Origin of the sequence: Pseudomonas protegens, from assembly GCF_003363755.1 — a bacterium.
GTDB lineage: Bacteria > Pseudomonadota > Gammaproteobacteria > Pseudomonadales > Pseudomonadaceae > Aquipseudomonas > Aquipseudomonas danubii.
This window is the reverse complement of sequence record NZ_CP031396.1, coordinates 850,921-874,124: the sequence shown is the minus strand read 5'-3', so window position 1 is coordinate 874,124 and position 23,204 is coordinate 850,921. Positions and strand designations below refer to the sequence as shown.

The 23,204-nt window shown below is 60.2% G+C and carries 20 protein-coding genes; 11 read left to right on the top strand and 9 right to left on the bottom strand.

Going from position 1 to position 23,204, the window contains the following annotated elements; translation table 11 throughout:
* Positions 1-31 precede the first annotated feature (31 nt).
* Positions 32-409, top strand: coding sequence for a VOC family protein (locus tag DWF74_RS03685; RefSeq protein WP_102864918.1), 378 nt, complete (start codon positions 32-34; stop codon positions 407-409).
* 346 nt (positions 410-755) lie between these two features.
* Entirely contained in the window at positions 756-2,318 is a 1,563-nt protein-coding gene (locus DWF74_RS03680) for a TerC family protein (protein ID WP_102864919.1), read from the top strand.
* Between the two features lie 76 nt (positions 2,319-2,394).
* Here DWF74_RS03680 and wecB read toward each other — a convergent pair whose 3' ends face one another.
* A complete protein-coding gene (gene wecB, locus DWF74_RS03675) occupies positions 2,395-3,546 on the bottom strand; it encodes a non-hydrolyzing UDP-N-acetylglucosamine 2-epimerase (protein WP_115580359.1) in 1,152 nt (383 codons plus the stop codon).
* A 295-nt stretch (positions 3,547-3,841) separates the two neighbouring features.
* Here wecB and DWF74_RS03670 point away from each other — a divergent pair, with 295 nt between their 5' ends.
* Positions 3,842-4,309, top strand: a complete 468-nt coding sequence (locus DWF74_RS03670) for a DUF6368 family protein (protein WP_115580358.1) — start codon at positions 3,842-3,844, stop codon at positions 4,307-4,309.
* A gap of 109 nt (positions 4,310-4,418) precedes the next feature.
* Here the strand turns inward: DWF74_RS03670 and DWF74_RS03665 are convergent, their stop codons facing one another.
* Positions 4,419-4,991 (bottom strand): type 1 glutamine amidotransferase family protein, encoded by a 573-nt coding sequence (locus tag DWF74_RS03665; RefSeq protein ID WP_115580357.1) that lies wholly within the window; start codon positions 4,989-4,991, stop codon positions 4,419-4,421.
* A 354-nt stretch (positions 4,992-5,345) separates the two neighbouring features.
* On the opposite strand from DWF74_RS03665, the gene DWF74_RS03660 reads away from it, so the two are divergent.
* From DWF74_RS03660 to DWF74_RS03645, 4 genes are all read left to right on the top strand, one after another.
* Positions 5,346-6,170 (top strand): hypothetical protein, encoded by an 825-nt coding sequence (locus DWF74_RS03660; protein WP_102864923.1) that lies wholly within the window; start codon positions 5,346-5,348, stop codon positions 6,168-6,170.
* A gap of 136 nt (positions 6,171-6,306) precedes the next feature.
* Positions 6,307-7,089: a hypothetical protein gene (locus tag DWF74_RS03655; RefSeq protein ID WP_146036434.1), complete on the top strand. Its 783-nt coding sequence runs from the start codon at positions 6,307-6,309 to the stop codon at positions 7,087-7,089.
* A 177-nt stretch (positions 7,090-7,266) separates the two neighbouring features.
* Positions 7,267-8,700, top strand: coding sequence for an RtcB family protein (locus tag DWF74_RS03650; protein ID WP_115580356.1), 1,434 nt, complete (start codon positions 7,267-7,269; stop codon positions 8,698-8,700).
* Between the two features lie 189 nt (positions 8,701-8,889).
* Complete coding sequence (locus tag DWF74_RS03645) at positions 8,890-9,435, top strand: hypothetical protein (protein ID WP_162884067.1); 546 nt, start codon at positions 8,890-8,892, stop codon at positions 9,433-9,435.
* A 667-nt stretch (positions 9,436-10,102) separates the two neighbouring features.
* On the opposite strand, the gene DWF74_RS03640 is transcribed toward DWF74_RS03645, so the two are convergent.
* From DWF74_RS03640 to DWF74_RS03630, 3 genes are all read right to left on the bottom strand, one after another.
* Complete coding sequence (locus tag DWF74_RS03640; RefSeq protein ID WP_115580354.1) at positions 10,103-10,375, bottom strand: hypothetical protein; 273 nt, start codon at positions 10,373-10,375, stop codon at positions 10,103-10,105.
* A 410-nt stretch (positions 10,376-10,785) separates the two neighbouring features.
* Complete coding sequence (locus DWF74_RS03635; RefSeq protein ID WP_115580353.1) at positions 10,786-11,661, bottom strand: DUF4435 domain-containing protein; 876 nt, start codon at positions 11,659-11,661, stop codon at positions 10,786-10,788.
* On the bottom strand, positions 11,658-12,920 hold the full coding sequence (locus tag DWF74_RS03630) for an AAA family ATPase (protein ID WP_162884066.1): 1,263 nt from the start codon (positions 12,918-12,920) through the stop codon (positions 11,658-11,660). The genes DWF74_RS03635 and DWF74_RS03630 overlap by 4 nt, the downstream gene beginning before the upstream one ends.
* A 468-nt stretch (positions 12,921-13,388) precedes the next feature.
* On the opposite strand from DWF74_RS03630, the gene DWF74_RS03625 reads away from it, so the two are divergent.
* From DWF74_RS03625 to DWF74_RS03610, 4 genes are all read left to right on the top strand, one after another.
* Positions 13,389-13,778, top strand: coding sequence for a RidA family protein (locus DWF74_RS03625; protein ID WP_102864930.1), 390 nt, complete (start codon positions 13,389-13,391; stop codon positions 13,776-13,778).
* 164 nt (positions 13,779-13,942) lie between these two features.
* Positions 13,943-14,707 (top strand): IclR family transcriptional regulator, encoded by a 765-nt coding sequence (locus tag DWF74_RS03620; protein ID WP_102864931.1) that lies wholly within the window; start codon positions 13,943-13,945, stop codon positions 14,705-14,707.
* A 47-nt stretch (positions 14,708-14,754) separates the two neighbouring features.
* Positions 14,755-15,972: an amino acid deaminase gene (locus DWF74_RS03615; protein ID WP_115580351.1), complete on the top strand. Its 1,218-nt coding sequence runs from the start codon at positions 14,755-14,757 to the stop codon at positions 15,970-15,972.
* A gap of 117 nt (positions 15,973-16,089) precedes the next feature.
* Entirely contained in the window at positions 16,090-17,007 is a 918-nt protein-coding gene (locus tag DWF74_RS03610) for a sugar kinase (protein WP_115580350.1), read from the top strand.
* 85 nt (positions 17,008-17,092) lie between these two features.
* Here DWF74_RS03610 and DWF74_RS03605 read toward each other — a convergent pair whose 3' ends face one another.
* The 4 genes from DWF74_RS03605 to hbdH all read right to left on the bottom strand — a co-directional run bounded on the left by DWF74_RS03605 (position 17,093) and on the right by hbdH (position 23,201).
* Entirely contained in the window at positions 17,093-17,368 is a 276-nt protein-coding gene (locus DWF74_RS03605) for a peptidylprolyl isomerase (protein ID WP_011061856.1), read from the bottom strand.
* Positions 17,369-17,419: 51 nt separating this feature from the next.
* Positions 17,420-19,960, bottom strand: coding sequence for a PAS domain-containing hybrid sensor histidine kinase/response regulator (locus tag DWF74_RS03600; protein ID WP_115580349.1), 2,541 nt, complete (start codon positions 19,958-19,960; stop codon positions 17,420-17,422).
* 342 nt (positions 19,961-20,302) lie between these two features.
* A complete protein-coding gene (locus DWF74_RS03595; protein WP_115580348.1) occupies positions 20,303-22,258 on the bottom strand; it encodes an acetoacetate--CoA ligase in 1,956 nt (651 codons plus the stop codon).
* Between the two features lie 169 nt (positions 22,259-22,427).
* Positions 22,428-23,201 carry a 3-hydroxybutyrate dehydrogenase gene (hbdH, locus tag DWF74_RS03590; protein WP_115580347.1) on the bottom strand — a complete coding sequence of 258 codons (774 nt, stop codon included), beginning with the start codon at positions 23,199-23,201 and terminating at the stop codon, positions 22,428-22,430.
* Positions 23,202-23,204 lie beyond the last annotated feature (3 nt).

Here is a 23,204-nt window from a genome sequence, read left to right as displayed (position 1 = left end):
TATTTCTCTTCCTTCAGGAGCTGCGTCCTTGATGATCGACCACCTTGACCACCTGGTACTGACTACCATCGATCCTCTGGCCGCCGAGGACTTTTACGTTCGGGTGCTAGGTATGCAACTGCAAACCTTTGCCGGCGGGCGCAAGGCCTTCAAGTACGGCCAGCAGAAGATCAACCTGCATGTACGTGGCCAGGAGTTCGAACCCAAGGCCCACCTGCCGGTACCGGGAGCGCTGGACCTGTGCTTTATCGCCAGCGTGCCCCTGGAGCAGGTGATTGCCCATCTGCGCCGAGTCAACTGGCCGATCATCGAAGGCCCGGTGGCGCGCACCGGAGCCACGGGACCGATCCGCTCGGTGTACCTGCGGGACCCGGACTTGAACCTCATCGAGATTGCCGAGCGGGTGTAGGCGGTTTGAGGGGGTGTCCCGGCTAAACTTTTGTAATGATTTCCCGCTGGGGAAAAGTGCCGCTGCCCCTGTAACCTCCAAGTCCGTTTTTTCACTCAGGACTTGCATGAACACGCTCTCGGAGCCCCCCAGTCGGCGCTCTTTCTTCGCTTTGCCCCATGACTTCTCGCGCCATCCGGCCCCATTGAGACGCAGACGCTCAGGCAGTCATTCTCCCGGCCGTACATCCCCGGCCTTTGCCACTTCCCGTACTGACCAGCCCGTCACCCAGGTTGCACCTGTCCTGCACCTTGGTGCTTCGTCGCGCCTGGCCGTTTGAATTTTCTGGAGAACTTGAGTCGTCGTTATGGAATGGATCGCAGACCCCACGGCCTGGCTTGGCCTTTTGACCCTGATTGTCCTGGAGCTGGTGCTGGGCATCGACAACCTGGTGTTTATCGCCATCCTCGCGGACAAGCTGCCGCCGGAGCAGCGTGACCGCGCCCGCTTGATCGGCCTGTCCCTGGCACTGCTGATGCGTCTGGGCCTGCTGGCCAGCATTTCCTGGATGGTGACCCTGACCCAGCCGCTGTTCGAGGTGTTCGACAAGAGCTTTTCCGGCCGCGATCTGATCATGCTGTTCGGTGGTGTGTTCCTGTTGTTCAAGGCCACCATGGAGTTGCATGAGCGCCTGGAGGGGCATGTCAGCCAGCGGGCCGGCAGTGCAACCTACGCCTTGTTCTGGCCGATCGTGGCGCAGATTGTGGTGCTCGATGCGGTGTTCTCCCTGGACGCGGTAATTACCGCCGTGGGCATGGTGGAGCATCTGTCGGTGATGATGATCGCGGTGGTGGTTTCCATTGGTGTGATGATCGTCGCCAGCAAGCCGCTGACCCGTTTCGTCAACGAACACCCGACAGTGATCATGCTGTGCCTGGGCTTTTTGATGATGATCGGCTTCAGCCTGACCGCCGAAGGCCTGGGCTTCCATATTCCCAAGGGCTACCTGTACGCGGCCATCGGCTTCTCGATTCTGATCGAGGTGTTCAACCAGATCGCCCGGGCCCGCCGCAAGAAGTCCATGCAGGGCCTGCGCCCGATGCGTGAGCGCACGGCCTATGCGGTGATGCGCCTGCTGGGTGGCCGCAAGCTGGCAGCGGAAGAAGTGGGTGAGGAAATTGCCGATTTGCTGGAAGACGGTGATGCGCCGAGCAGCGAGCTGTTCGACCGCCGCGAACGGGTGATGATCAGCGGCGTACTGCAGTTGGCGGAGCGGCCGATCCGTACGCTGATGACGGTGCGCGCCGAGGTCGACTCCATCGACCTCACGGACAGCCCGGAGAGCATCCGGACCAAGTTGATGCACTCGTCCTATTCGCGCCTGCCGCTGATTCGCGATGGTGCGGTGGATGAGCCGCTGGGCTTCGTGCACAAGAAGGAGTTGCTCAAGGAATACCTGGCCGGCAACGAGCCGAACCTTGAGCACCTGGCGCGCAAGACCATCAACCTGCTGGACAGTTTTTCGATCCTCAACGCCCTGGAACAGATGCGCAAGGCGTCGACCCACATCGCCTTCGTGATCAACGAGTTTGGCGACTTCATGGGCATCCTGACCATGACCGACATTCTCGAATCCATTGCCGGCGAGCTGCCGGATGCCAGCGAGGTCGAAGGGCCGGATGTGGTGGAAGACGAGGGTAGGTTCCTGGTCAATGGCGCCCTGAACCTGCCCCAGGTGCGCCAGCGTACCGGCTTTGGCGCCGAGCCTACCGAGGACTACCAGACCCTGGCCGGGCTGGTGATGAGCCTGCTGGACCGTCTGCCGGTCAAGGGCGACCGCCTGGAATGGGAGGGTTGGAATATTCAGGTGATGGCGGTGGAAGAGCGTCGCGTGACCCAGGTCCAGCTGTCTCGGCAGGTGCCTGCCTGACGGGAGAAGTCCTGGAGTTGGCGCTGCAAGGTGCTATGCCGTTGCGCGGCGTGAGCGCAGAGGTTCAGGCCCAGGTTCATGCCCTGTCACGCAGGGCTTTTGCCTCCAGCCAGGTGTATAGGTGGCGAGCGATGCGTTCACTGGCATGGCCGTCGCCATAGGGGCTGTGTACTCGGCTCATGCGGGCATAGAGCTCGGCATCGTCCAGCAGTTCGCTGGCATGGTGCACGATGCGTTCGCGGTCGGTGCCCACCAGCAACGCGGTACCGCCCTCCAGCACCGCCGGCCTTTCGGTGACGTCCCGCAGTACCAGTAGCGGCTTGCCGATGGCCGGTGCTTCTTCCTGGATGCCGCCGGAGTCGCTGAGGATGAGGTGCGAGCGCCCCATCAGCCAGACGAAATGCTGATAGTCCTGAGGCGCTATCAGGTAGATGTTGGGCGTGTCCGAGAGCACGCCATGGACCGCGCTCTGCACCTGTGGATTGAGGTGCACGGGGTACACGAACTGCACGTCCGGGTAGTGCCGGGCCAAGGTCGCCACGGCTTCGCAGATATTGCGCAAACCGTCGCCGAAGTTCTCCCGGCGATGGCCGGTTATCAGTACCATGCGCCGCTGGTGTTCCAGCACCGCCAGGGGCGAATCGGCGGCGGGGCGCCACTGGGTCTGTTGCTGGTGATGCCGCATCCACAGCAGCGCATCGACCACCGTGTTGCCGGTGACCTCGATGGTGTCGGCGGGCACGTTTTCCCGCAGCAGGTTGGTCCGGGCCTCGACGGTCGGAGCGAAGTGCAGGTCGGCGATAATCCCGGTCAGGCGCCGGTTGGCTTCCTCGGGCCAGGGCGCCCTGAGGTTGCCGGTACGCAGCCCGGCTTCGACATGGCCGATGGGCAACTGGCGGTGGAAAGCGGCGAGGGCGGCGATAAAGCTGGTGGTGGTATCGCCATGCACCAGGACGATGTCCGGTTGCAGGCGTTCGAAGGCGGTATCCAGATGGATCAGCAGTTGCTGCGAGAGGCCGTTGAGGGACTGGCCCTGGGTCATCACTTCCAGGTCTTTGTCGACTTGCAGCTCGAAGGAGTCCAGTACCTGTTTGAGCATGTCCCGGTGCTGACCGGTGGAGCAAATGTGCAGTTGCAGACCTGGCCAGTGTTTTAGCACCCTGGCCAGTGGCGCCATCTTGATTGCTTCTGGGCGTGTACCGAAAACCATCACGACTTTAAAAGGCATGTTCCCCTCCTTGGGTGCGATGCGATCGGAACGAAGGTTGAATCAAAGCAGCGGGAACTGCGCTTGTCCAGCCAGGGCGTGTGGGACACATGCCTGGAGCTGGTGCTGGCGGCCAATGGCTCCAGGCGTTGAGTCGCATCTATGTGGCACAGGTTTTTGTACACGTCTGTTGCTGTCTGTATGCTCTCGGTCCGGCGAATGAAGTGATCTGCTCCGGGGCATCGGAGCGGATGCAATCCACCCTGTCTTGCCGCTCCCTATCATGCGGAGGCGGTCCGCTGGAGAAAATCAATCAATGTCCGGGCCGACTGTCAGGGTGCTGTTGCCGCGCAAGATCGATGGCTTGGTCGAAAGCCTGGTGCGCGCTTGCTTGGCCGAGGTTGCAGATAACCCCTGGGCGGGTAGGGGGGCGTTTTTTATTGAAGGCAGTCCCATGCTTTGCGCGCTGGGGGCCGATTATCCAGAGGAGCTGGCGGAATATGCCGGGCTGGCCGGGGAGCTTGGATGGCTCCCTGAAGGCATCCTGAGCCTGGCGGCCATGGATAAAGATCAGTTGGATCACCAACGACTAGGACAGGCGGCGCTGGCGTTGGTCCGTCGTCTGGATGGCGTGGTGGCCTTCTGCGCCAGTATCCATACCTACACTCGGGATGCCGAATTTCTGGCGGGGCTGGCGATCATCGAGCATGAGGGTGAGAGCATTTTCAGCGCCGCGGACTTTGCGGCTTGGTTGGGCCACCGGGATTTTCGACTGGTGAAATAGTCCACGGCCCCACTGCCACTTCGCCACCACCCGTCCTGGGCGCTGGCTTGACAGCGAAGGCGGCCGTGAGATCGCTTTCGCCGGCAAGCCGGCTCCTGCAAGGGAGAGGTCAGATCTTCTGCTGGTGCTCGGCGGCATGCATGCCGAGGTAGGCGGTCAGGTTGTCGTCGCTGATGCCCAGGGTGCCGAGAATCTGCGCCATGAAGCTCACCGGGGCGCTGCCCGGGGCGGTGATCACGCGCTGGTCCGCCACGGCGTGTGGCACATCCTCATAGTGCGCGGCGCCGGCATAACCCACCGCCAGCAGGTTGGCCGCCGAATTGGAGGTGTGCTTCACCGCGTCCAGCACCCCGGCCCGAGCCAATTCGCGGGTGCCGTCGCAAATGCCGGCGATCACAAGGTGGCGTGCCTGGGCGGCGCGCAGCAGGTCGCCGATGTCCGGCGCCTTGTCGCTTTGCCAGACGCTCCCGCCGCAAACCATCAGCAGATCCACTTCATCCAGACGAATGTCTTCCAGCGCCAGGTCCGGGGTTACTCGCAGGCCGCCCATGGAGGTCACGATAGCGCTCTTGGGGGAAGCGTAACGGCAGTCGAAGCCATAGTAGCCACGGCCGGTGGCGTTGATCAGGGCGGTTTCCCAGTCGGCGAAGTTGTCGCAGATGATAGTGATGGCGCGGGTCATGGAGCTTCCTTGCTTGGGGCGATGAGCGGGTGGGGAGCGCCAGGGTAACCCGTTTTTGCCGGGTGCCTGGAGAAGCTTTTACAGCTCTGGCGACAATCGCCGGCAATTGTCGTTGGCCTTCAACCAGCGAGCTGCCTTAGGCTCTGTACGAAAAGTTTTGAGACAAAGGTCAGGCAAGGCGAAAACGGTCGAGGAAGCGGAGTTTACGGGGTGTAAATGAGCATTCCGAGACCGTTTTCAACGCAGCGTCACCGAGTATCAAGGCTTTTCGTACAAAGCCTAGGATCCAGCACCTTGATTTCATTGAGCGCAGTGCAGGGCGGTTCGTCAGTGAACCCATCAAAGGAACTGAACATGTACAACTTTCTGAACGGAACCCCGGCTCAGTGCGGGTTGTTGACCGGCCTTCTTCTGGCGCTGTCCGGTTGCCAATCGGACTTGCCTGGTACCCCGCTGTCCAAGGACGAGCAGCAACGACAGCTGGAGACGCAGTTCTATGCCAACGCGGTGCAGCAGGTGCTGTACCGCGAAAGCCTCAGGGCCAATGCCGAACAACTGATGGGCAGCGTGGAGCTGGTCATGCAGTTCGATCGGCAGAATCAGGTCATCGGTTGTGCGGCGCAGAGCAGCCCCTTGCCTGAAGCGCGGGCCTATCCCTACAACCCGAAACTGGGCGAGATGCTCGAGGGCGTCTGCTGGAACACCGTGTTCCCTCTGGCGCCCGCCGCCGCCTTTGAGCCTGATGGCGTGCTGGAGGTCAAAGGGACGTTGATGTTCCCTCGCTTGACCCTGGAAGGCGAGCAATTGAAGGAGTTTGCCTTCGATACCGCTCAATACGCCAAAGGCCATTTCTTCTGGACGCACACCCTGGCCCAGTTGCCGGTGGACAGCGTCGGAGTGGCCAGTTTTGAGGTCAAGGCCGATCCCCGGGGCCGGGTGCAGGAATGCTGGGTGAACCTGCGGGCGGTGCGCTACCGACCCGAGTCATTCAAGCCCGACAATCAATTGCGCAATCGCGTCACCCAACTGTGTGAGCAGTTGGACCTGCGGCAGATGCCGGGTTTTGCGGCCGAGCAGGGTCAGGCGCGGCCGATCCATGCCAGCGTGTTTTACACGCCGTGGAAAGGCGGGCCGAACAAGGCCGCGCAGCGTGTGCAGGCAAGCGGCGCTGAACCTTGAGTCTGGCTGGTGCGCATTGGTGATGCAGATTTTACTAAAGCTTCGGCTATTGGTTCGTTCAGTGATTGAGCCGACCCTTTCCGGGGCGCGGGGCGTGGCCATTGCGCCCGGTCATTGATCAATGAGTTCCCTATTCATGTCATTAGCATTCTTGCGCACCTCGACCCTGGCCTTGCTGACTCCGGCCGTGCTGACCCTGGGCGCCTGCCAGAGCAAGACTCCGGAGCAGAGCGCCGCCCAGGCCCTGGAAACCCAGAAAAGCCTGGAATTCTCTGTCGCCATCAGCGAAGTGCTGAGGCGCAACATCATGGCCGCCAACCTTCAGGGCCTGAGCGGCGCGGTGGAGTTGCGGATCAAGCTCAATCGGCAGAACGAAGTGCTCGACTGCACGGTACGCCCCGGCAGCGGTGATGTTTCCCAGGTCCTGGCCACCCCAACCCTGCTGCACCTGGCCCGACAGGTGTGCTGGAACACCCTGTTTCCTGCCGCCGCGCCTGAGGCCTTTGGCGATGGGAACGTCATCAAGGCGATTGCCAACCTGGAGTTTCCGCACCCCAGCCAATTGCCCAAGCGTGAGCGTCAGGCGTATCGGCTGAGTTCCAGCCTCTATCAGCAAAGCCGGTTCTTCTGGGAGCAGGCCGTCGTCGGGTCGGGCATCGACAGCATCGGCGTGGCCAGTTTCCACTACAGCGCCAATGCCCAGGGGCAGGTCCGGGAATGTCTGGTAAACCTGGAGCACAGCGCGTTCCGGCCGGAAGCGTTCAAGGCCGACGCCACCCTGCGCCAACGCTTGACCCAGCGCTGCCAGCAGCTGGATCTGCGGCAGATGCCGGGCTTTGTCAGTCAGCCCGACGGCCTGAGCCGCGGTGAGGTGCTGGTGGAATACATGCCGTGGCGCGGCGGCCCGGCACCGCACTGACGCCACGCCGTCCGGCAGGCACCTCCCCAGGTGCCTGGGCAAAGAATTTCCCCCGGGCTATTTACATCCACGCCGTCATTCCCCATTATCCGCGCCGTCTAAGTTTCGCTGCTGACCAGACAATTCCAGCCACCAAAAGGGTGGTTGTTTTGTTGCGTCCAAGAAAAGCAGTTGAAAATGACCAAGACTCCTCTGAAAAGAATTCAGCACAAGCTCGCCCGTTCCGGGGTGGCCATCGAACGCCTGAATTCCAATTCCCTCTCCATCTCTTCGATCAATGACGCCGGGCTCAAGGTGGATCTGTTGCTGCCCGAAAGCTTTGCCATCGAAGAAAAAGCCGTCCTGCAACTGATGGATTTCGCCAAGGTGGCTCACCCCCATGGCGGCGAAGTGAAGTGCGCCTGCGCCACGCCGGACTTCCACACCGGCAGCCCGATCCCGGTGGGCAGCGTGATTGTCACCAGTCACGACATGGTGGTGCCGCAGGCCATCGGCACCGACATCAATTGCGGCATGCGCCTGCACAAGCTGGGGCTGAACTACGAGCAGTTCATGGCGCAGAAAGCCAAGTGGACCGCCCTGGTGCGCGGCGATCTGCTGGAGGGCACGCGCAACATTCCCACCAGCCCAATGGCCATGACCGCGCTGTTTCAGGCCGGGCTCGGGGATTTCTGGGCCCAGGTGCAGCAGCAGGACCCGATCGGGCTGTTTGCCGGGGCGGACTTCGCCCAGCTGCAACGTGAGCTGTCGGGTTTGCATGAGTCGTCGTTCGCCCGTGGCAGCGCCGACTACGCGCCGGAAGCCTTGCAGGACCGCTTGCGCAAAATCCTCCGCGACCCGGGCCTGGGTTCCCTGGGCGGCGGCAACCACTTTGTCGAGATCCAGGTGGTCACCGAACTGGTGGATCGTCAGGCCTGCTTTGCTCAGGGCCTGTCGGTGGGGCAGGTGGTGATGATGATCCACACCGGCTCGCGCGACGTGGGCTTCTATGTCGGGCGGCGCTGGATGGACAAGGCCAAGGCCCTGTGGCCGGCGGGGATCAAGCACCCTGATTCGAAGATCTTCGCCCTGTTTGGCGAGATGGCCGACGAGTACCTGCTGGCCATGCACAGCGCTGCCCACTACGCCGACGCCAACCGCGCGCTGATCGCCGAGATGGTGCGCCAGCGCACCCGGCAAGTGTTTGGTGCGGGCATCGAAGCACCGCTGATTGTCGATGTGCCGCACAACATCGTGCTGCGCGAAGAAGAGGGCAACGTGCATCGCAAAGGCGCGACACCGGCCTATGCCGGCCAGCCGCTGCTGATCCCGGGGAGCATGGGGCATGACTCCTACCTGCTCACCGGGCTGGGCAATGAGCGCTGGCTGCGTTCGGCCAGCCACGGCGCCGGGCGCTCGATGTCGCGCAGCGAGATTGTGTTCAAGGCCAAGAAGGACAAGGCATTCCTCGGCTTGCAGGGCGTGGAGTGCATCACCACCAAGGAAGAGCGGATGATCGAAGAGGCGCCAGGGGCCTACAAGGAAATTGGCCAGGTGATCCAGTCCCAGGTGGAAGAGGGCACGGTGTCGGTGATGGCGCGGTTTTCGCCGATTCTGACCTTCAAGGCGTAAGCGCGCTGGGCGGGTGCGGGCGGGGATGGTTTTCGGGTTTGCCGTGCAACGGTGCGGCCGATACATTGTCGCCCCTCCCGGCCTGTTCGCTCCGAGCGGTGCCGTTGCAGTTGTCTGCGGTCGCAAAAGCCCTGGATGCGGTAGCGCTGGGGTGTTTGCCTGTTTGTGATCAACCTTCGGTGCTTAAGCATGAATCAAGATGAAAACCTGAAGCACGATGCGCTAGCGCCATTGACCGCTGCCAGCGAGTTTGTCGTCGACAAGCAGCCCCTTGCCGAACTGCTTGCGGTGCTTGCCCAGTGTGGCGAGGTGGTGTCCTGCTTCTTCAAGCCTGATCCCACCATCAAGGTGTTGGGTGAGAGGCCGCGACTGACGGAGTTTCTCGAACGTTTCAGCGGCCTCGCCAGCTCGACGGCCATCGGGCAGGTCGAGCCTGAGTTCGGGCCCTGTTCCATGCTCAATCGATACGAGTTCGAGGGCTCGTTGCTGGCGGCGCTGCTGCGGGGCGGGTGTCATCCGTCCAGCCGTGGAGGGTCCGTGGAGAATACTCGGAAGGTGGTGTTCGAAGCGCTGGATGCTGTGTTTCCGGCGCCGTTTTCCGAGCTGGTGGTGTATCGGTTCGATAGTCCTGATTGGTGTGAGTTGACCAGGGATTCGACTATTTCTTCTGCCTATGTCGCCTGCCAGGGGGCGCGGAATCTGTGGTGGGTGTTGTGTGTTGCTGATGTTGACTGATGGCTTTTGGGCTTTAGGTTGGCTGTGTGGGAGATGTACACCCACATGGGTAACGGAAAAGTTCAGGCACATGGGTGACACCAAGGGTGCGGCTCGCTGGAGCTGGCTTGCCAGCGAAGACGGCCAGGAGGGCGCCGGTGGGTTTGGCGTAGTAGGTGCTTGTTGCTGCGGTAACTCCTGGTCCTCTGCTATGGCCACAACCTTTGTGGCGAGGGAGCTTGCTCCCGCTCGAGCGCGCAGCGGTCGTAATCCCTGATATCGCGGATTTGGGGTATATCCGTTGCTGCTGTGGGTTTCGTCCTTACGGTGAGGGGCGCGTACATATCCGTTGCTGCGGGTGCCGCTGCTGACGGTTTCGCTTTTACAGGCGAGGGACTGTGTACATATCCATTGCTGCGGTTGCGGCCACTGGCGGTTTCGCCCTTACGGCGAGTCCCTTTTTACAGTCGCCTAAAAAGGAACCAAAAACGCTTGCCCCTCCACTCGGTGCCTCGCCTAGGCTCGGCATGCCCTCTCTCCGGCATTGATCCGTGGGCCGCGGCGGCTAACCCGGCGTCCTGCCGGGTTACCCACGGCTCACTGCCTGCGTTCGGCCATCGTGGTTAACGGGGCCCCCAGGATCAAAAGCCAAAGCAAAGCAGAGCGAGAGCCTTGGCTGTGCCTTGGGTTAGGGCTCCGGTAGTTGCAGCGCTTGTTGTTCCGCCATTTGCAACACATCGCAGCCGTCCTGCAACAGCAGGGTCGCCACGCTGGAGAAGCGCTTCAGGTCGAGGTGATCGGCATTGCGGCTGGTCATGTCGGTAACGCTGTCCAGCATGTCCCGGGCGGCGCGGATGCGCAGGCCGGCGTAAGTCAGCAGGTCGAGCAGCGGCGCTTGTGGGTTGATGAAGGCGATGGGGTGGTCGGTGGTACTGGAGGAAGTGAACGGTTGGTAATCCATATCAGTGACGCTCCATAACTTAGGTAGCTACCACCAATCGCGGCCAAGCGAAGCAGGGTGGCAACTGTACGCGGGTTGGCCGACCGGGCCTAAGCATCCCGGCACACCCGAAGGTGTCCCACGCACAGTCGCCATAACACGAACGTGCGAGCGCAAAAAAAGCGCTTGCCTTGTTATGGGGAGCGCCTGTGCGCTTAGGATGCTGACGGCCAAGTCAGGTCGCTGAATTGGCAGCGACGGGCTGGACTATAAGTTGGATGACTAGGCAATGCAAGTTGCGTGTAATGCTCGGTGTTAGTGAGTGATAATTGGCATTGTATTCACAGTGTTCAATGATGTTTGTTAGGAGTTTGGAGTTGTGGTGTGAGGGGTAATAGGAAATTACCGTTTCTAAGTTTTAATAGGGGTGTTTATAGTATGCTGGACATTATCTTTTCATAGTGTTCTTTTATTTGAGGGACTTCACCTAGATCTGCCGTTTTAATCGCTTCGGCGATCATTTTGTCTGCAAAATGTCTTGGTACGTTCTTGCATCCAGTGATTTCTTTATAATATTCACAGAATATAGAGTAGCAAAACATGGATATCATTTTTCCGTAACAGTCTGTGGCCGGTAAGATTCGCTCTTTTCCTAAATATCGAAGAGGTGCGGTTCTTCTGCTTTTTATTTCTTTTATTAATTTTTTTAGTTGTTCTTTTTTTATCTTGTAGTCTGGTGAGTTTGAAGTGTCCACTAAAGACCAGAAACGCTCTCTGTCGACTCCCTTTATTCTTACGAGTCCACAAAGAAGGTCGATGATCACTACACGGTTTATGCTTTTTAGAAAGTTGCTGTATCTGAGTTTGATGTTTTGGATGTGCTTTTCTGGAATTTTGCCATCAGGATGCACTGAGTTTAGTATTGATATTAATAGTTCTGATCTACAAGCATCGTTCTCCCAGCTATAGCCGTGAGTGTAAAGGATTCGGTGGTGTTTAATGAGATCGCCTCTATGTGAGTCGTAATCTCGATCGAATACAGCGATTGAGTTACTGACAGAGTTTTCTGCAATTTTCTCTGCGTATGGGCGCACAAATTCTTTTGAGCCTAAGGATTTTATTTTGATTTTTATATTTGGAAGAAATCGTAAAAAAACACTTTTCCAGAAAACTGAGTCAATAGACCAAGTGCATTCATCGTCTTTTTTAAAGTCTGAGGGAGTACCACCTTCCGAATAAACTAAAAAGTCGACGTCACAGAATGCGTGAAAGTTAGATAGTCCGGAGTTTGTTCTTGAAAATATCATTTTATGCAGCGCTCCATATTGATTAAGCTGGTTTGATGTTCACCAACTACGTCGGGCGAGTGCGTTGCAAAAATAATTTGTGCAGATGGATTTAGACTTTTTATATTTTTTGCAAGAGATTCCTGCCATGCAACATGAAGGGAGATTTCAGGCTCGTCAGCCATGTATATAAATGTATTGCCTTCTTGTAGTAGTGCTTCACCTAAGATAATAAGTATTTGTTTTTCTCCAGATGATAGTTCGCTCGGGGTTAGAGTTTTCCCTGAGGTTGTGGTAATTACTATTTCGTTGCGTTCATTGATGTGCAGGGTTTTTCTCTGCATCAGATTGTTAAGGAGGTATATAAATAAATCTTTTGGGGCTAATAATTTCCTTTTGTTTGATGTGATGTCCTCCCAGAAATCGACTGTGCTTTCAATTCTGTGAAGTGAGAATAAAGCTAGTATTTCAGTACTGGTTAGGCTTTGATCTAGTTCCATTTTTTTTCGCAGTCTTTCTAGGATTGCAAAGTGTGTGTCAACTTTTTTTGAGTAGTTTTTCTTGTCTACACGAAATTCGGAAAATATTTGGATGAGCGCTGATTTTTCACTTTCAAGTTTTGATTCGAAAGGGGTAGGGAGTTGCTTTTGTTCATCTTTTACTAAGAGAGATAAAAAAACTTGTTCTTGAAATTTTTCATGTAGCAAGTTTACTTTTTTACTTAAGGCTGAAAGGTAGCGTACTAACCTGTTGGAGAAATCTTCTAGTCTGGAGTCTAGTGGGTCGGAGGGTATTTCATTTTCTACATTGTTTATGCGTTGTACGGATAGCCATGTTAACGAAGTCATCTCTTGTAGGTGGCTCGTTAATGTTTTTCCTGCGGCATTTTTTCCTGCTAGTTTTGTTCTGAGGAAGTAGGTGCCTCTTAAAGCGTTTTCATAAGCATCTGTTTCACTGAGAATATAGGAGTATGGTTTTTCTGAAGAGGTTTCAAATATTTTGTAATCACAATGGAAGAAAGGTGTCTCCCTGCTTTTGGAAACTTCAATGTATGGCTTCTTTCTAGAGCCTGGTTCTTTTAATGTGATTCGAATTTGGTAGAAGTCAAGTGTGGATAGGTAGTGTCTATCCGCCAGGAGTACTCCTGCAATCAATTTCAAAGCGGTGGATTTTCCTGAGCCATTGGGGCCTATTATGAAGTTGTAAGAGTCGTTTGTTTTTATGTGAACTTCGTGATCGCCCCAGAACCCATTAATGTAAACGCTTTCGATAATGTTCATTGATGCTATTAAGTCCATTTTAATAGTTGGTTGGATTTTTTTTGATGGCACATGGCCTATACTAGATGCTAGTCCTTAGCTTGTCTTCCCTACTTTCGTTAGATGTGCGTGAGGTTTATGAGTCTGAAATGGTCTCTACTTTCATCTCTGCGATTCCCATCCCCGATGTCATGTGTTTTTCGACTCTATCATTTTGATTTTATTAGTATTTAGCTTTGACTTGTTGGTCTCGCAATTCTTATGGCACACTCCTAGTCATTCCGCTATTTGAAATTCAATTCCGCTATAACGGATTTGTTGGCGGCGGATGTTGCATCCTTTGAGGTGTTGCTTAGGTGAAAATGGAGAGTTGAAAGCCTAGGCGCGAGTACTAAGCGGTAGTTGTTGGCAGACCAGTCTTTTCTTCTGGTCGGGTTTCTGATTAACACAAAGTTCTCAACTTTTCATTTTCAACCAGGAGAATCGCTCATGAGCATCACCCGTTACGGCACCGGCAGCACCGCAGGCGGTGGCCAGCCGCGTCCTTTCGCTCGCGCCGTCGAAGCCGATGGCTGGCTGCACGTGTCCGGCCAGGTGCCGGCGCTGGATGGCGAGATCATTCACGGTGGGATCGTCGAGCAGACGCATCAGACCATGCGCAATCTAGTGGCCATTCTCGAAGAGGCCGGGTACGGCCTGGAGGATGTGGTGCGGGTTGGCGTGTGGCTGGAAGACCCGCGGGATTTCTGGAGTTTCAACAAGGTGTTCGGTGAGTACTTCAAGCCCGAACACGCGCCGGCCCGGGCCTGTGTGCAGGCCAGCATGATGGTGGACTGCAAGGTCGAGATCGATTGTGTGGCCTACAAGAAGAAGCCTTGAGTGCGCTTCTGTAGCCGCTGTCGAGCCTGGGCGAGGCTGCGATCGACCGCAACGCGGGCGCTGGGTGATGAGATCGCTGCGGCCCCTGCGACGGCGTGTCGCTCAGGGCGTTCGCAGCCTGCGGCAGCGGCTACAGGGATTGTGTTTTGCATAGGGGTGGGTAGATGAGTGAAGACAGCATCAAGCGCCGGGCCAAGGGCCTGGATCGGGCCTTCGATATTCTCGATTTCCTCAAGGAGATCGGCCAGCCGCTGCGGCCCAACGATATCGCCAAGGGCATTGGCAGTCCCAAGTCCACGGTCTATGAGTTGGTGGCGTCCTTGCTGGAGCGGCGGGTGCTGGAGCCGGTAGGCAAGGACGGTCATGTGTACCTGGGCCGCCAGCTGTATTTTCTCGGGCAGGCTCATTTGCGCCATTTCGATCTGAGCCGCGAGGCTGATCAGGCGTTGCAGGAAATTGTCAGCCAGACCCGGGAAACCGCGCAGATGTGCCTGCTCAACGGGCGCAAATACACCGTGGCGCTGATGAAGGAGGGCGAGCGGAATTTCCGCATTACCTCGGACATTGGCGAGAACGCGCCGATCCCCTGGACCGCCTCCGGGCGGTTGCTGCTGGGGCATATGAGCGATGAGCAGATCGTCGAGATGATCGATGACCAGGACTTCATGCTGCCTAATGGTGAGCGCCTGCCGCTGGCGACCTTCCTCAAGGAAATCCGTCAGGCCACCGAGGAGGGGTTCTTTTCCTTCGACAGCGTCGCCGACACCTTCACCCATTGTTTTGCCGCGCCGGTGCGCGATGAGCGCGGGGTGTGCATCTGCACCCTGTGCATCGTCGCGCCGAGGGCCGATGCGCAGAGCCATTACCAGGAATACCGCCGGGTGCTGATCGATAGCGCCAACCGCCTGGCCCGGCGTATCAACGATTGATGACAGTGTCGCGGCTGTGCGCAGCCGCCTTGATAAGGAGTGCCAACATGTCTTCCGCTTTGAATCTGCCCCTGGTGGAAAAGGGCGCCGCTGCTATCGGCGCGAGTCTGCTGAGCGACGTCAGCCTGCCGGCCCTGGTGCTGCACCGCGAGGCGCTGGAACACAACATTCGCTGGATGCAGAAGTTTGTCAGTGACAGCGGCGCCGAGCTGGCGCCCCACGGCAAGACCAGCATGATGCCCGCGCTGTTTCAGCGGCAGTTGGACGCCGGCGCCTGGGGCATCACCCTGGCCACGGCAGTACAGACTCGCGCCGCCTACGCCCATGGCGCGCGCCGGGTGTTGATGGCCAACCAACTGGTGGGGGCGCCGAACATGGCGCTGATCGCCGAGCTGTTGGCGGATGCCGATTTCGATTTCTATTGCATGGTGGATCACCCGGACAACGTGGCCGATCTGGGGGCGTTTTTCGCCCAGCGCGGCGTCACCCTCAAGGTGATGATCGAGTACGGCGTGGTGGGCGGTCGTTGCGGTTGCCGCAGCGAGCAGGAAGTACTGGCCCTGGCCAAGGCGATCCAGGCGCAGCCAGCTTTGGCGTTGTGCGGTATCGAAGGTTACGAAGGGGTGATCCACGGCGACCAGGCCATCAGTGGCATTCGGCAGTTTGCCGATTCCCTGGTGCGTCTGGCGGTGGATCTGCACAACGATGGTTTGTTTGTCATCGAGCGGCCGATCATCACGGCTTCGGGTTCGGCCTGGTACGACCTGATCGCCGAGTCCTTCGAGACCCACAACGCCAAGGGGCGTTTCCTCAGCGTGCTGCGTCCGGGCAGTTATGTCGCCCATGACCACGGTATCTACAAAGAGGCTCAGTGCTGTGTGTTGGATCGACGCAGTGATCTGCACGAAGGCCTGCGTCCGGCGATGGAAGTCTGGGCCCATGTGCAGTCGCTGCCGGAGCCGGGCTTTGCGGTGGTGGCCCTGGGCAAGCGCGATGTCGCCTATGACGCTGGCTTGCCGGTGCCGCTGCGACGTTACCGCGCTGGAGCCGAGGCCGGTGCCAGTGATGATGTGGGGGCGTGCAAGGTGACGGCGGTGATGGATCAGCACGCGTTTCTCACCGTGGCGCCGGGAGTGGAGCTGCGTATTGGCGACATCATTTCCTTTGGTACATCGCACCCGTGCCTGACCTTCGACAAGTGGCGCACCGGTTTGCTGGTGGATGAGCGCCTGCAGGTGATCGAGAGTCTGGAAACCTGCTTCTGAACGTAGTAGCCGGCTCGCCGACGAACAGACCCTGGGTTAGGGCGCAACTCTGAGGACGCTTTCGTTGGCAAGCCAGGTTCTACTAGCTGGTGTGTGCTTTGAGGGGAGGTCAAGAACATGAACGGGAAGCAGCGCATTGCCGCCATTGGCGAATGCATGATCGAGCTGCAACAGCGTCACGACGGCAGTCTGCTACAGAGCTTTGGTGGCGATACCTTGAACACTGCGGTGTATCTGTGCCGGGAGCTCGGGCAGCAGGCGCAGGTGGATTACGTGACCGCCCTGGGCTACGACAGCTTCAGCGATGCCATGTGCCAGAGCTGGGCGCAGGAGGGTATCGGCCTGGGAAAGGTTCAGCGCCTGCCCGGGCGTTTGCCGGGGTTGTATTGCATTCAGACCGATGCCCGGGGGGAGCGGCGTTTTCTGTATTGGCGCAATGAGGCGGCGGTACGGGACTGCTTCAACACCGCGGCGGCGGGGCCGATCCTGGCGGACTTGTGCGATTACGATGTGTTGTATTTCAGCGGCATCACCCTGGCGGTGCTCGGGGAGGTGGGACGCAAAAAGCTGATTGACCTGCTGGTGGAAGCGCGCATCCGTCGGGCGCAGATCGTGTTTGACAACAACTATCGGCCAAGGCTCTGGGCCTCGGTGGAGCAGGCGCGAGTGGCCTATCTGCAGGTACTGGAGCATGTGGATCTGGCGCTGTTGACCCTGGAGGACGAGCAGGCGCTGTTTGGCCATGACTATGCCCATGGCGTGTTTGCGGCCTACCCGAACATTGCCGAGGTGGTGATCAAGCGCGGGGCGGATTCGTGCCTGGTGCGTTGCGGCGGCGAGAGTCATGAGATACCGGCGCTGCCAGTGGCGCAGGTGGTGGACACCACGGCGGCGGGAGACTCCTTCAGCGCGGCTTATCTGGCCTGTCGTTTGCGCGGCGGCAGCCCGGTGCAGGCCGCAGAGGCCGGGCATCGATTGGCGAGTCGGGTGATTCAGCATCCCGGGGCGTTGCTTCCCCGGGAGCCCGCGTTGTAGGAGCCGGCTGGCCGACGAACAGGCCTTTGCCGGTTGCGGGCGCTTGGGCTGGCACGCCGGCTCCCACAGAACGGGGCTTGAGTGGTCAGTCGCGGAAGAACACCTGCACCAGGTGATAGCCGAATTTGCTCTTGATCGGGCCGTGCACGGTGCGCAGGGGCTTCTTGAAAATCACCTGATCAATGGCGCCGACCATCTGCCCCGGACGCACTTCCCCCAGGTCGCCGCCGCGCTTGCCCGACGGGCAGGTGGAGTATTTCTTGGCCAGCACGTCGAAGGCTTCGCCCTTGGCGATGCGCTGCTTGAGCTGCTCGGCTTCTTCGGCGGTTTTCACCAGGATGTGGCGGGCTTGGGCTTTCATGATGGCGTGACCTTGTAGCGGGAAATCGGCGGCCGCGGATTATGCCTGAATTCAGGACTCGCGGCCGATCATCTGGCGAATCTTCTGCGCCAGTTCTTCGATGGAAAAAGGCTTGGCCATCAGGTCCATGCCCGGTTCCAGAAAGCCCTGGCGCTCGGCGGCCTTTTCCGCGTAGCCGGTCATGAACAGTACCTTGAGCCCCGGGCGCTGTTGGCGGGCGATCTCCGCCAATTGTCGGCCGTTCATGCCCGGCAGGCCGACGTCGGTCACCAGCAGGTCGACGCGCAGTGGCGAGTCCAGCAATGGCAGGGCGCTGCGTGCATCCTCGGCCTCGATGGCGCGGTAGCCCAGTTCGCTGAGGACGTTGAGCACCAGCATGCGCACCGCCGGGTCGTCCTCCACCACCATCACGCTTTCCCCGGCCATGGCCTGGGGCGCCGCGCTGCTGCCCGTGGGTTGCAGCGGTTCCAGGGGCGCGTTGTGCAAGCGCGGCAGGTACAGGCGCACACAGGTGCCCTGGCCTGGCTCGCTGCTGATGGTCACGTGTCCGCCGGACTGCTGGGCAAAACCATAGATCATCGACAGCCCGAGGCCCGTGCCCTGGCCGATGGGCTTGGTGGTGAAGAAGGGGTCGAAGGCCTTGGACAGAATCCGTGGGCTCATGCCGGCGCCGTTGTCGCTGACCCCCAGCATCACGTAGTCGCCGGCCTTGACCGGCTCCAGGGTGCTGATGTCGCTGCCGTCGAGGTAACTGTTGGCGGTCTCGATCAGCAGTCGGCCGCCGTCGGGCATGGCGTCGCGGGCGTTGATCACCAGATTGAGCAAGGCGTTTTCCAGCTGGCTGGCATCGGTGTTTACCGGCCACACCTCGTCCGCCAGTTGCATCTGCAGCTGGATGTGTTCGCCCTTGGTGTGGTTGAACAGCTCCTGCAGCGAGCGCACCAGCTGGTTCGGGTCCAGGGGCTGGCGGTCCAGGGACTGGCGTCGGGAGAAGGCCAGCAGGCGGTGGGTCAGGGACGCGGCACGTTTGGCCGAGGACATGGCGGCTTCGGTAAAACGACCGATCTCATCGCTGCGGCCGTTGTCGATGTAGCGCTGCATCAGGTCCAGGCTGCCGATGATGCCGGTGAGCATGTTGTTGAAGTCGTGAGCGATGCCGCCTGTGAGCTGGCCCACGGCCTCCATCTTCTGCGCGTGGCGCAGGGCGTCCTCGGCGCGCTCGCGCTCGAACATTTCGTTCTGCAGGCGCTGGTTGACGGCGGCCAGCGCCTCGGTGCGGCGGTTGACCCGTTCTTCCAGGGTTTCGTTGAGGTTGCGCAGAGCCTCCTCGGTCTGTCTGCGCTCGGTTTCATCGATGACGAAAATGTAGAAACCGTTGATGGCACCGTCGGCGCCATGGCGGGGCAGGTACTTCATCAGGGCATGGCGCGGGCGGCCGTCGCGGTGGGGCGAGTTGGCTTCGAAGCTGCAAGGCTTGCCCGCCAATGCGGCGGCAATGTTCTCGGCGCGGGTGGCGTAGATCTCGTCGCCCACCACTTCGCGGATGGTCTTGCCGTACAGCTCCTGCGGGGTCAGGCCGTACCAGTCCAGGTAAGCGCTGTTGTTCAGGCGAAAGCGCTCTTCGCGGTCGACGTAACCGATCAGCACTGGCATGGCGTTGATGATCAGTTGCAGTTCGGTCTGGCTCTGGCGCAGTGCTTGCTCCATCTGCTTGCGCTCGGTCAGGTCCAGGGCGGCGCCGAGAAAGCGCGTCGGCCGGCCGTGGTGATCCTTGTAGCAGCGACCCCGGGCGAACACCCAGCGCACCTGGCCGTCGGCCAGTTGCAGGCGGTATTCCTCGGCGTATTCGCTGCCCTGGGTGATGCAGTGCTTGATGCTCCGGGCCACCATGGCCCGGTCTTCCGGGTGCACGCCTTTGAGGTACTCACTGATGGGCAATTGTCGGGATAGCTGCGGGTCGACGCTGTGCAGCTGGGCAAAATGGGTATCGGCGATAAAGCGATCTTCGCCAATGTCCCAATCCCAGGTGCCCACCGCATCGGTGGCCGCCAGGGCCAGTTGCAGGCGCTCCTCGGTCTCGTGCTGGGCCCGCAGGCTGTCGTCGGAGCGCTGCTGCAGTTCGAGGGCGATGCGCCGGCGCTCGTTGGTCTCGATGGCGGTCACCAGGATTCCGGCAACGTCGCCGCGTTCATCGCGGATCGGGCTGTAGGTCAGGTCCAGCCACAGGTCGTGTGCAGTACCGTCGCTGCGTTGCAGGCTGAAGCGCTGCTCGCTGAAGCTGCGCACCTGGCCGTTGAGCACCGCGCGGTAGACCGGGTCGGTGAAGTCCATCAGCTCTGGCCAGATCAGGTGCGCCGGCTGGCCGAAGGCCTGGGGGTGCTTGTTGCCTGCCAGCAGGGCGAAGCCGTCGTTGTAGATCTGGGTCAGCTCGGAGCCCCACAGCAGCAACATCGGCATCGGCGAATGGATCACGATGTCCACGGCGGTGCGCAGGCTCTGGGGCCAGTGGCCCGATTCACCGAGGGCCGTGGCGGACCAGTCCAGACGGGCTATCAGGTGGGCGGCTTGGCTGCCGGAGTGGGGGGCATTCATGTCGGGTGTGTCCTGGGCGCAGCGGTGTTACGCGGCAAGGTCATGGCTCGCGTACTGGAAAAGTCGCATGGACATGCCGTGCATATTCAAACGGATGGAGTGTAGGTGTTTCTGGCGGGGTTATTTTCACCTGCTTTTGCGGCAGATGACCAGTCTAGAGGGGCTGAACGGTCCCTGTAGCCGCTGCCGCAGGCTGCGAACGCTCTGGGCGGCACTGCGTCGCAGGATGCGCTGCTCTTGAGATCGCTGAAGGTCCTGCGGCCCTTTGCGCAGCCTCGCGGGCTCGGCAGCGGCTACAGGTCCTGCGTCGCGAAGGGCTGCGCCGACGGTGGTTGGCCGTCGTCAGTGGCGCAATTCCTCGCGGTCGCGGAACTGCTCCAGGGCTTCGGGGTTGGCCAGGGCGTCGGTATTCTTCACCGGCAGGCCATGCACCACATTGCGCACCGCCAACTCCACGATCTTGCCGCTGATGGTCCGGGGAATGTCGGTCACTGCGAGGATCTTCGCCGGCACATGGCGCGGCGTGGTGTTGCTGCGGATCACCTGGCGAATCCGCTCCTGCAACGGCTCATCGAGCACCACGCCATCCTGCAGGCGTACGAACAGCACCACCCGTACGTCATGCTCCCAGCTCTGGCCGATGGCCAGGCTTTCCAGCACCTGTTCCAGCTTCTCCACCTGGCGGTAGATTTCCGCGGTGCCAATCCGCACTCCACCCGGGTTGAGCACCGCATCCGAGCGTCCGTGAATCAGCCAGCCGCCATGGGGCAGCTGTTCGGCGTAGTCGCCCTGGGCCCAGACTCCGGGAAACAGGCTGAAGTACGAGGCCTTGAGCTTGCTCTGGTCCGGGTCGTGCCACAGGCCTACGGGAATACTCGGAAAGTGCCGGGTGCACACCAGTTCGCCTTTTTCGCCGGTCACCGGCTGGCCCTGGTCGTTCCACACTTCGATGGCCATGCCCAGGCTCTTGCCCTGCATCTCGCCACGGCGCACCGGCTGGATCGGGTTGCCGGCGACGAAACAGGCGACGATATCGGTGCCGCCGGACATCGAGGCCAGGCACAGGTCGTTTTTGATCTCGCGGTACACGTAGTCGTAGCTCTGTGGCGACAGCGGCGAGCCGGTGCAGAGCAGGGTCTTGAGGCTGTCCAGGCGGTGGCTGAGGCGCGGTCGGCTGCCGGCCTTTTCCAGGGCGGCCAGGTACTTGGGGCTGGTGCCGAAGACGCTGATGCCTTCGCTATCGATCAGGTCGATCAGGCGCTCGTTGGTGGGATGGAAGGGCGATCCGTCGTAGAGCACCAGGCTGGCGCCGGTGGCCAGGGCCGAGACCAGCCAGTTCCACATCATCCAGCCGCAGGTGGTGTAGTAGAACAGCCGCTCGCCGGGCCCCAGGTCGGTGTGCAGGCCGTGTTCCTTGAGGTGCTGCAGCAGCACCCCGCCAGTGCCGTGGACGATGCACTTGGGCACCCCGGTGGTGCCGCTGGAATAGAGGATGTACAGCGGATGGGCGAAGGGCACCGGGACGAATTCGGGTTCGCCGCCTGACTGATAGAAATCGTCCCAGAGGCTGATCCGGGCCTGGGTACGGTAGTCCTCGACCCGGGCTTGCTGACGGGCGTAGGGCACGATGAGCAATTGCTCCAGGGACGGCAGGCGCTCAAGGATCTCGTTGACCTTGGCGGTCTGGTCGATGTCCTTGCCGGCGTAGCGATAGCCGGCGCAGGTGATCAGCACCTTGGGTTCGATCTGGCCAAAACGGTCGATCACCCCCTGGGTGCCGAAATCCGGCGAACAGCTGGACCACACCGCGCCGAGGCTGGTGCTGGCCAGCATGCCCACCAGGGTCTGCCAGGTGTTGGGCAGGCAGGCGGCAACTCGGTCGCCGAGGCCGACCCCGGCAGCCCGCAGGCTGCGCTGCAGGCCGGCGACCTGGGCCGCCAGTTCGGCGTAGGTCAGTGGTTCGCGCTGGCCGTTCTCGTTGATCGCCACCACCGCCACGGTGTCGTCCCGGCGCTTGAGCAGGTGCTCGGCGAAGTTCAGCGTGGCCCCTGGAAACCATTGGGCGCAGGGCATTTGCGGGCCTTCGCGCAGCACGGATTCAGCGGGCTGGTGAAAGCTGACCTCGAAGAAGTCGACGATGGCCTGCCAGAAGCTTTCTCGCTGGTCGATGCTCCACTGGTGCAGGGCGGGAAAGTCGGCCAGGTTGAGGTCGTGACGGTGATTGACCAGGCGCCGGAAGGCTTCCATGCGGGTCTTGCTGATGCGCTCGGCGCTGGGTTGCCAGAGTATTTCGGACATGGGATGCCTCTTGTTTTTCTTGCTTTGCACGCAAACCGATTCTAATGCCGGATGCTCTGTAGCCGCTGCCGCTGGCTGCGATCGGCTCTGCAGGAGACGTGCTCTTGAGGGCCTAGGAAGGCGCTACGCGCCTTATCGCAGCCTATGGCAGCGGCTACAGGGCGCGGGGTTATTGCGCCAGCCAGCCGCCGTCGATGTTCCAGGCCGCACCGCGCACTTGGGCGCCGGCTTCGCTGCACAAAAATAGCACCAGCTCGCCCAGTTGCGACGGGGTGACGAACTCCAGGGACGGCTGCTTTTCCGCCAGCAGATCATGCTGGGCCTGTTGCGGGGCAGCCCCGGCCGCCACCCGGTCGTCGATCTGCTTCTGCACCAGCGGGGTCAGCACCCAGCCTGGGCAGATGGCATTGCAGGTGACGTTGCTGGTGGCGGTTTCCAGGCCCACCACCTTGGTCAGGCCGATCACCCCGTGTTTGGCCGCGACATAGGCGGCCTTGCCTACCGAACCCACCTGACCGTGCACCGAGGCAATGTTGACGATCCGTCCCCAGCCCTTGGCACGCATCCCCGGCAGCCCCAGGCGGGTGCTGTGGAACACTGAGGACAGGTTGATGGCGATGATCGAATCCCAGCGCTCCACGGGGAATTCCTCCACCGCCGCCACGTGTTGGATGCCGGCGTTGTTGACCAGGATGTCGACGCCGCCAAACTCCCGTTCGGCGTAGGCGAACAGCTCGGCGATCTGTGCCGGGTCGCTGACGTCCGCCGGGTGATGGCCGACCTGCCCGCCGAACTGTGCGACCTCGGCGATCGCCTTCGAGGCATCGCCAAAGCCGTTGAGAATCAGCTTGGCCCCGGCCTTGGCCAGGACCCGGGCGATGCCCAGGCCAATGCCGCTGGTGGAGCCGGTGACCAGGGCGGTCTTGCCAGAAAGAGTGGTCATGAA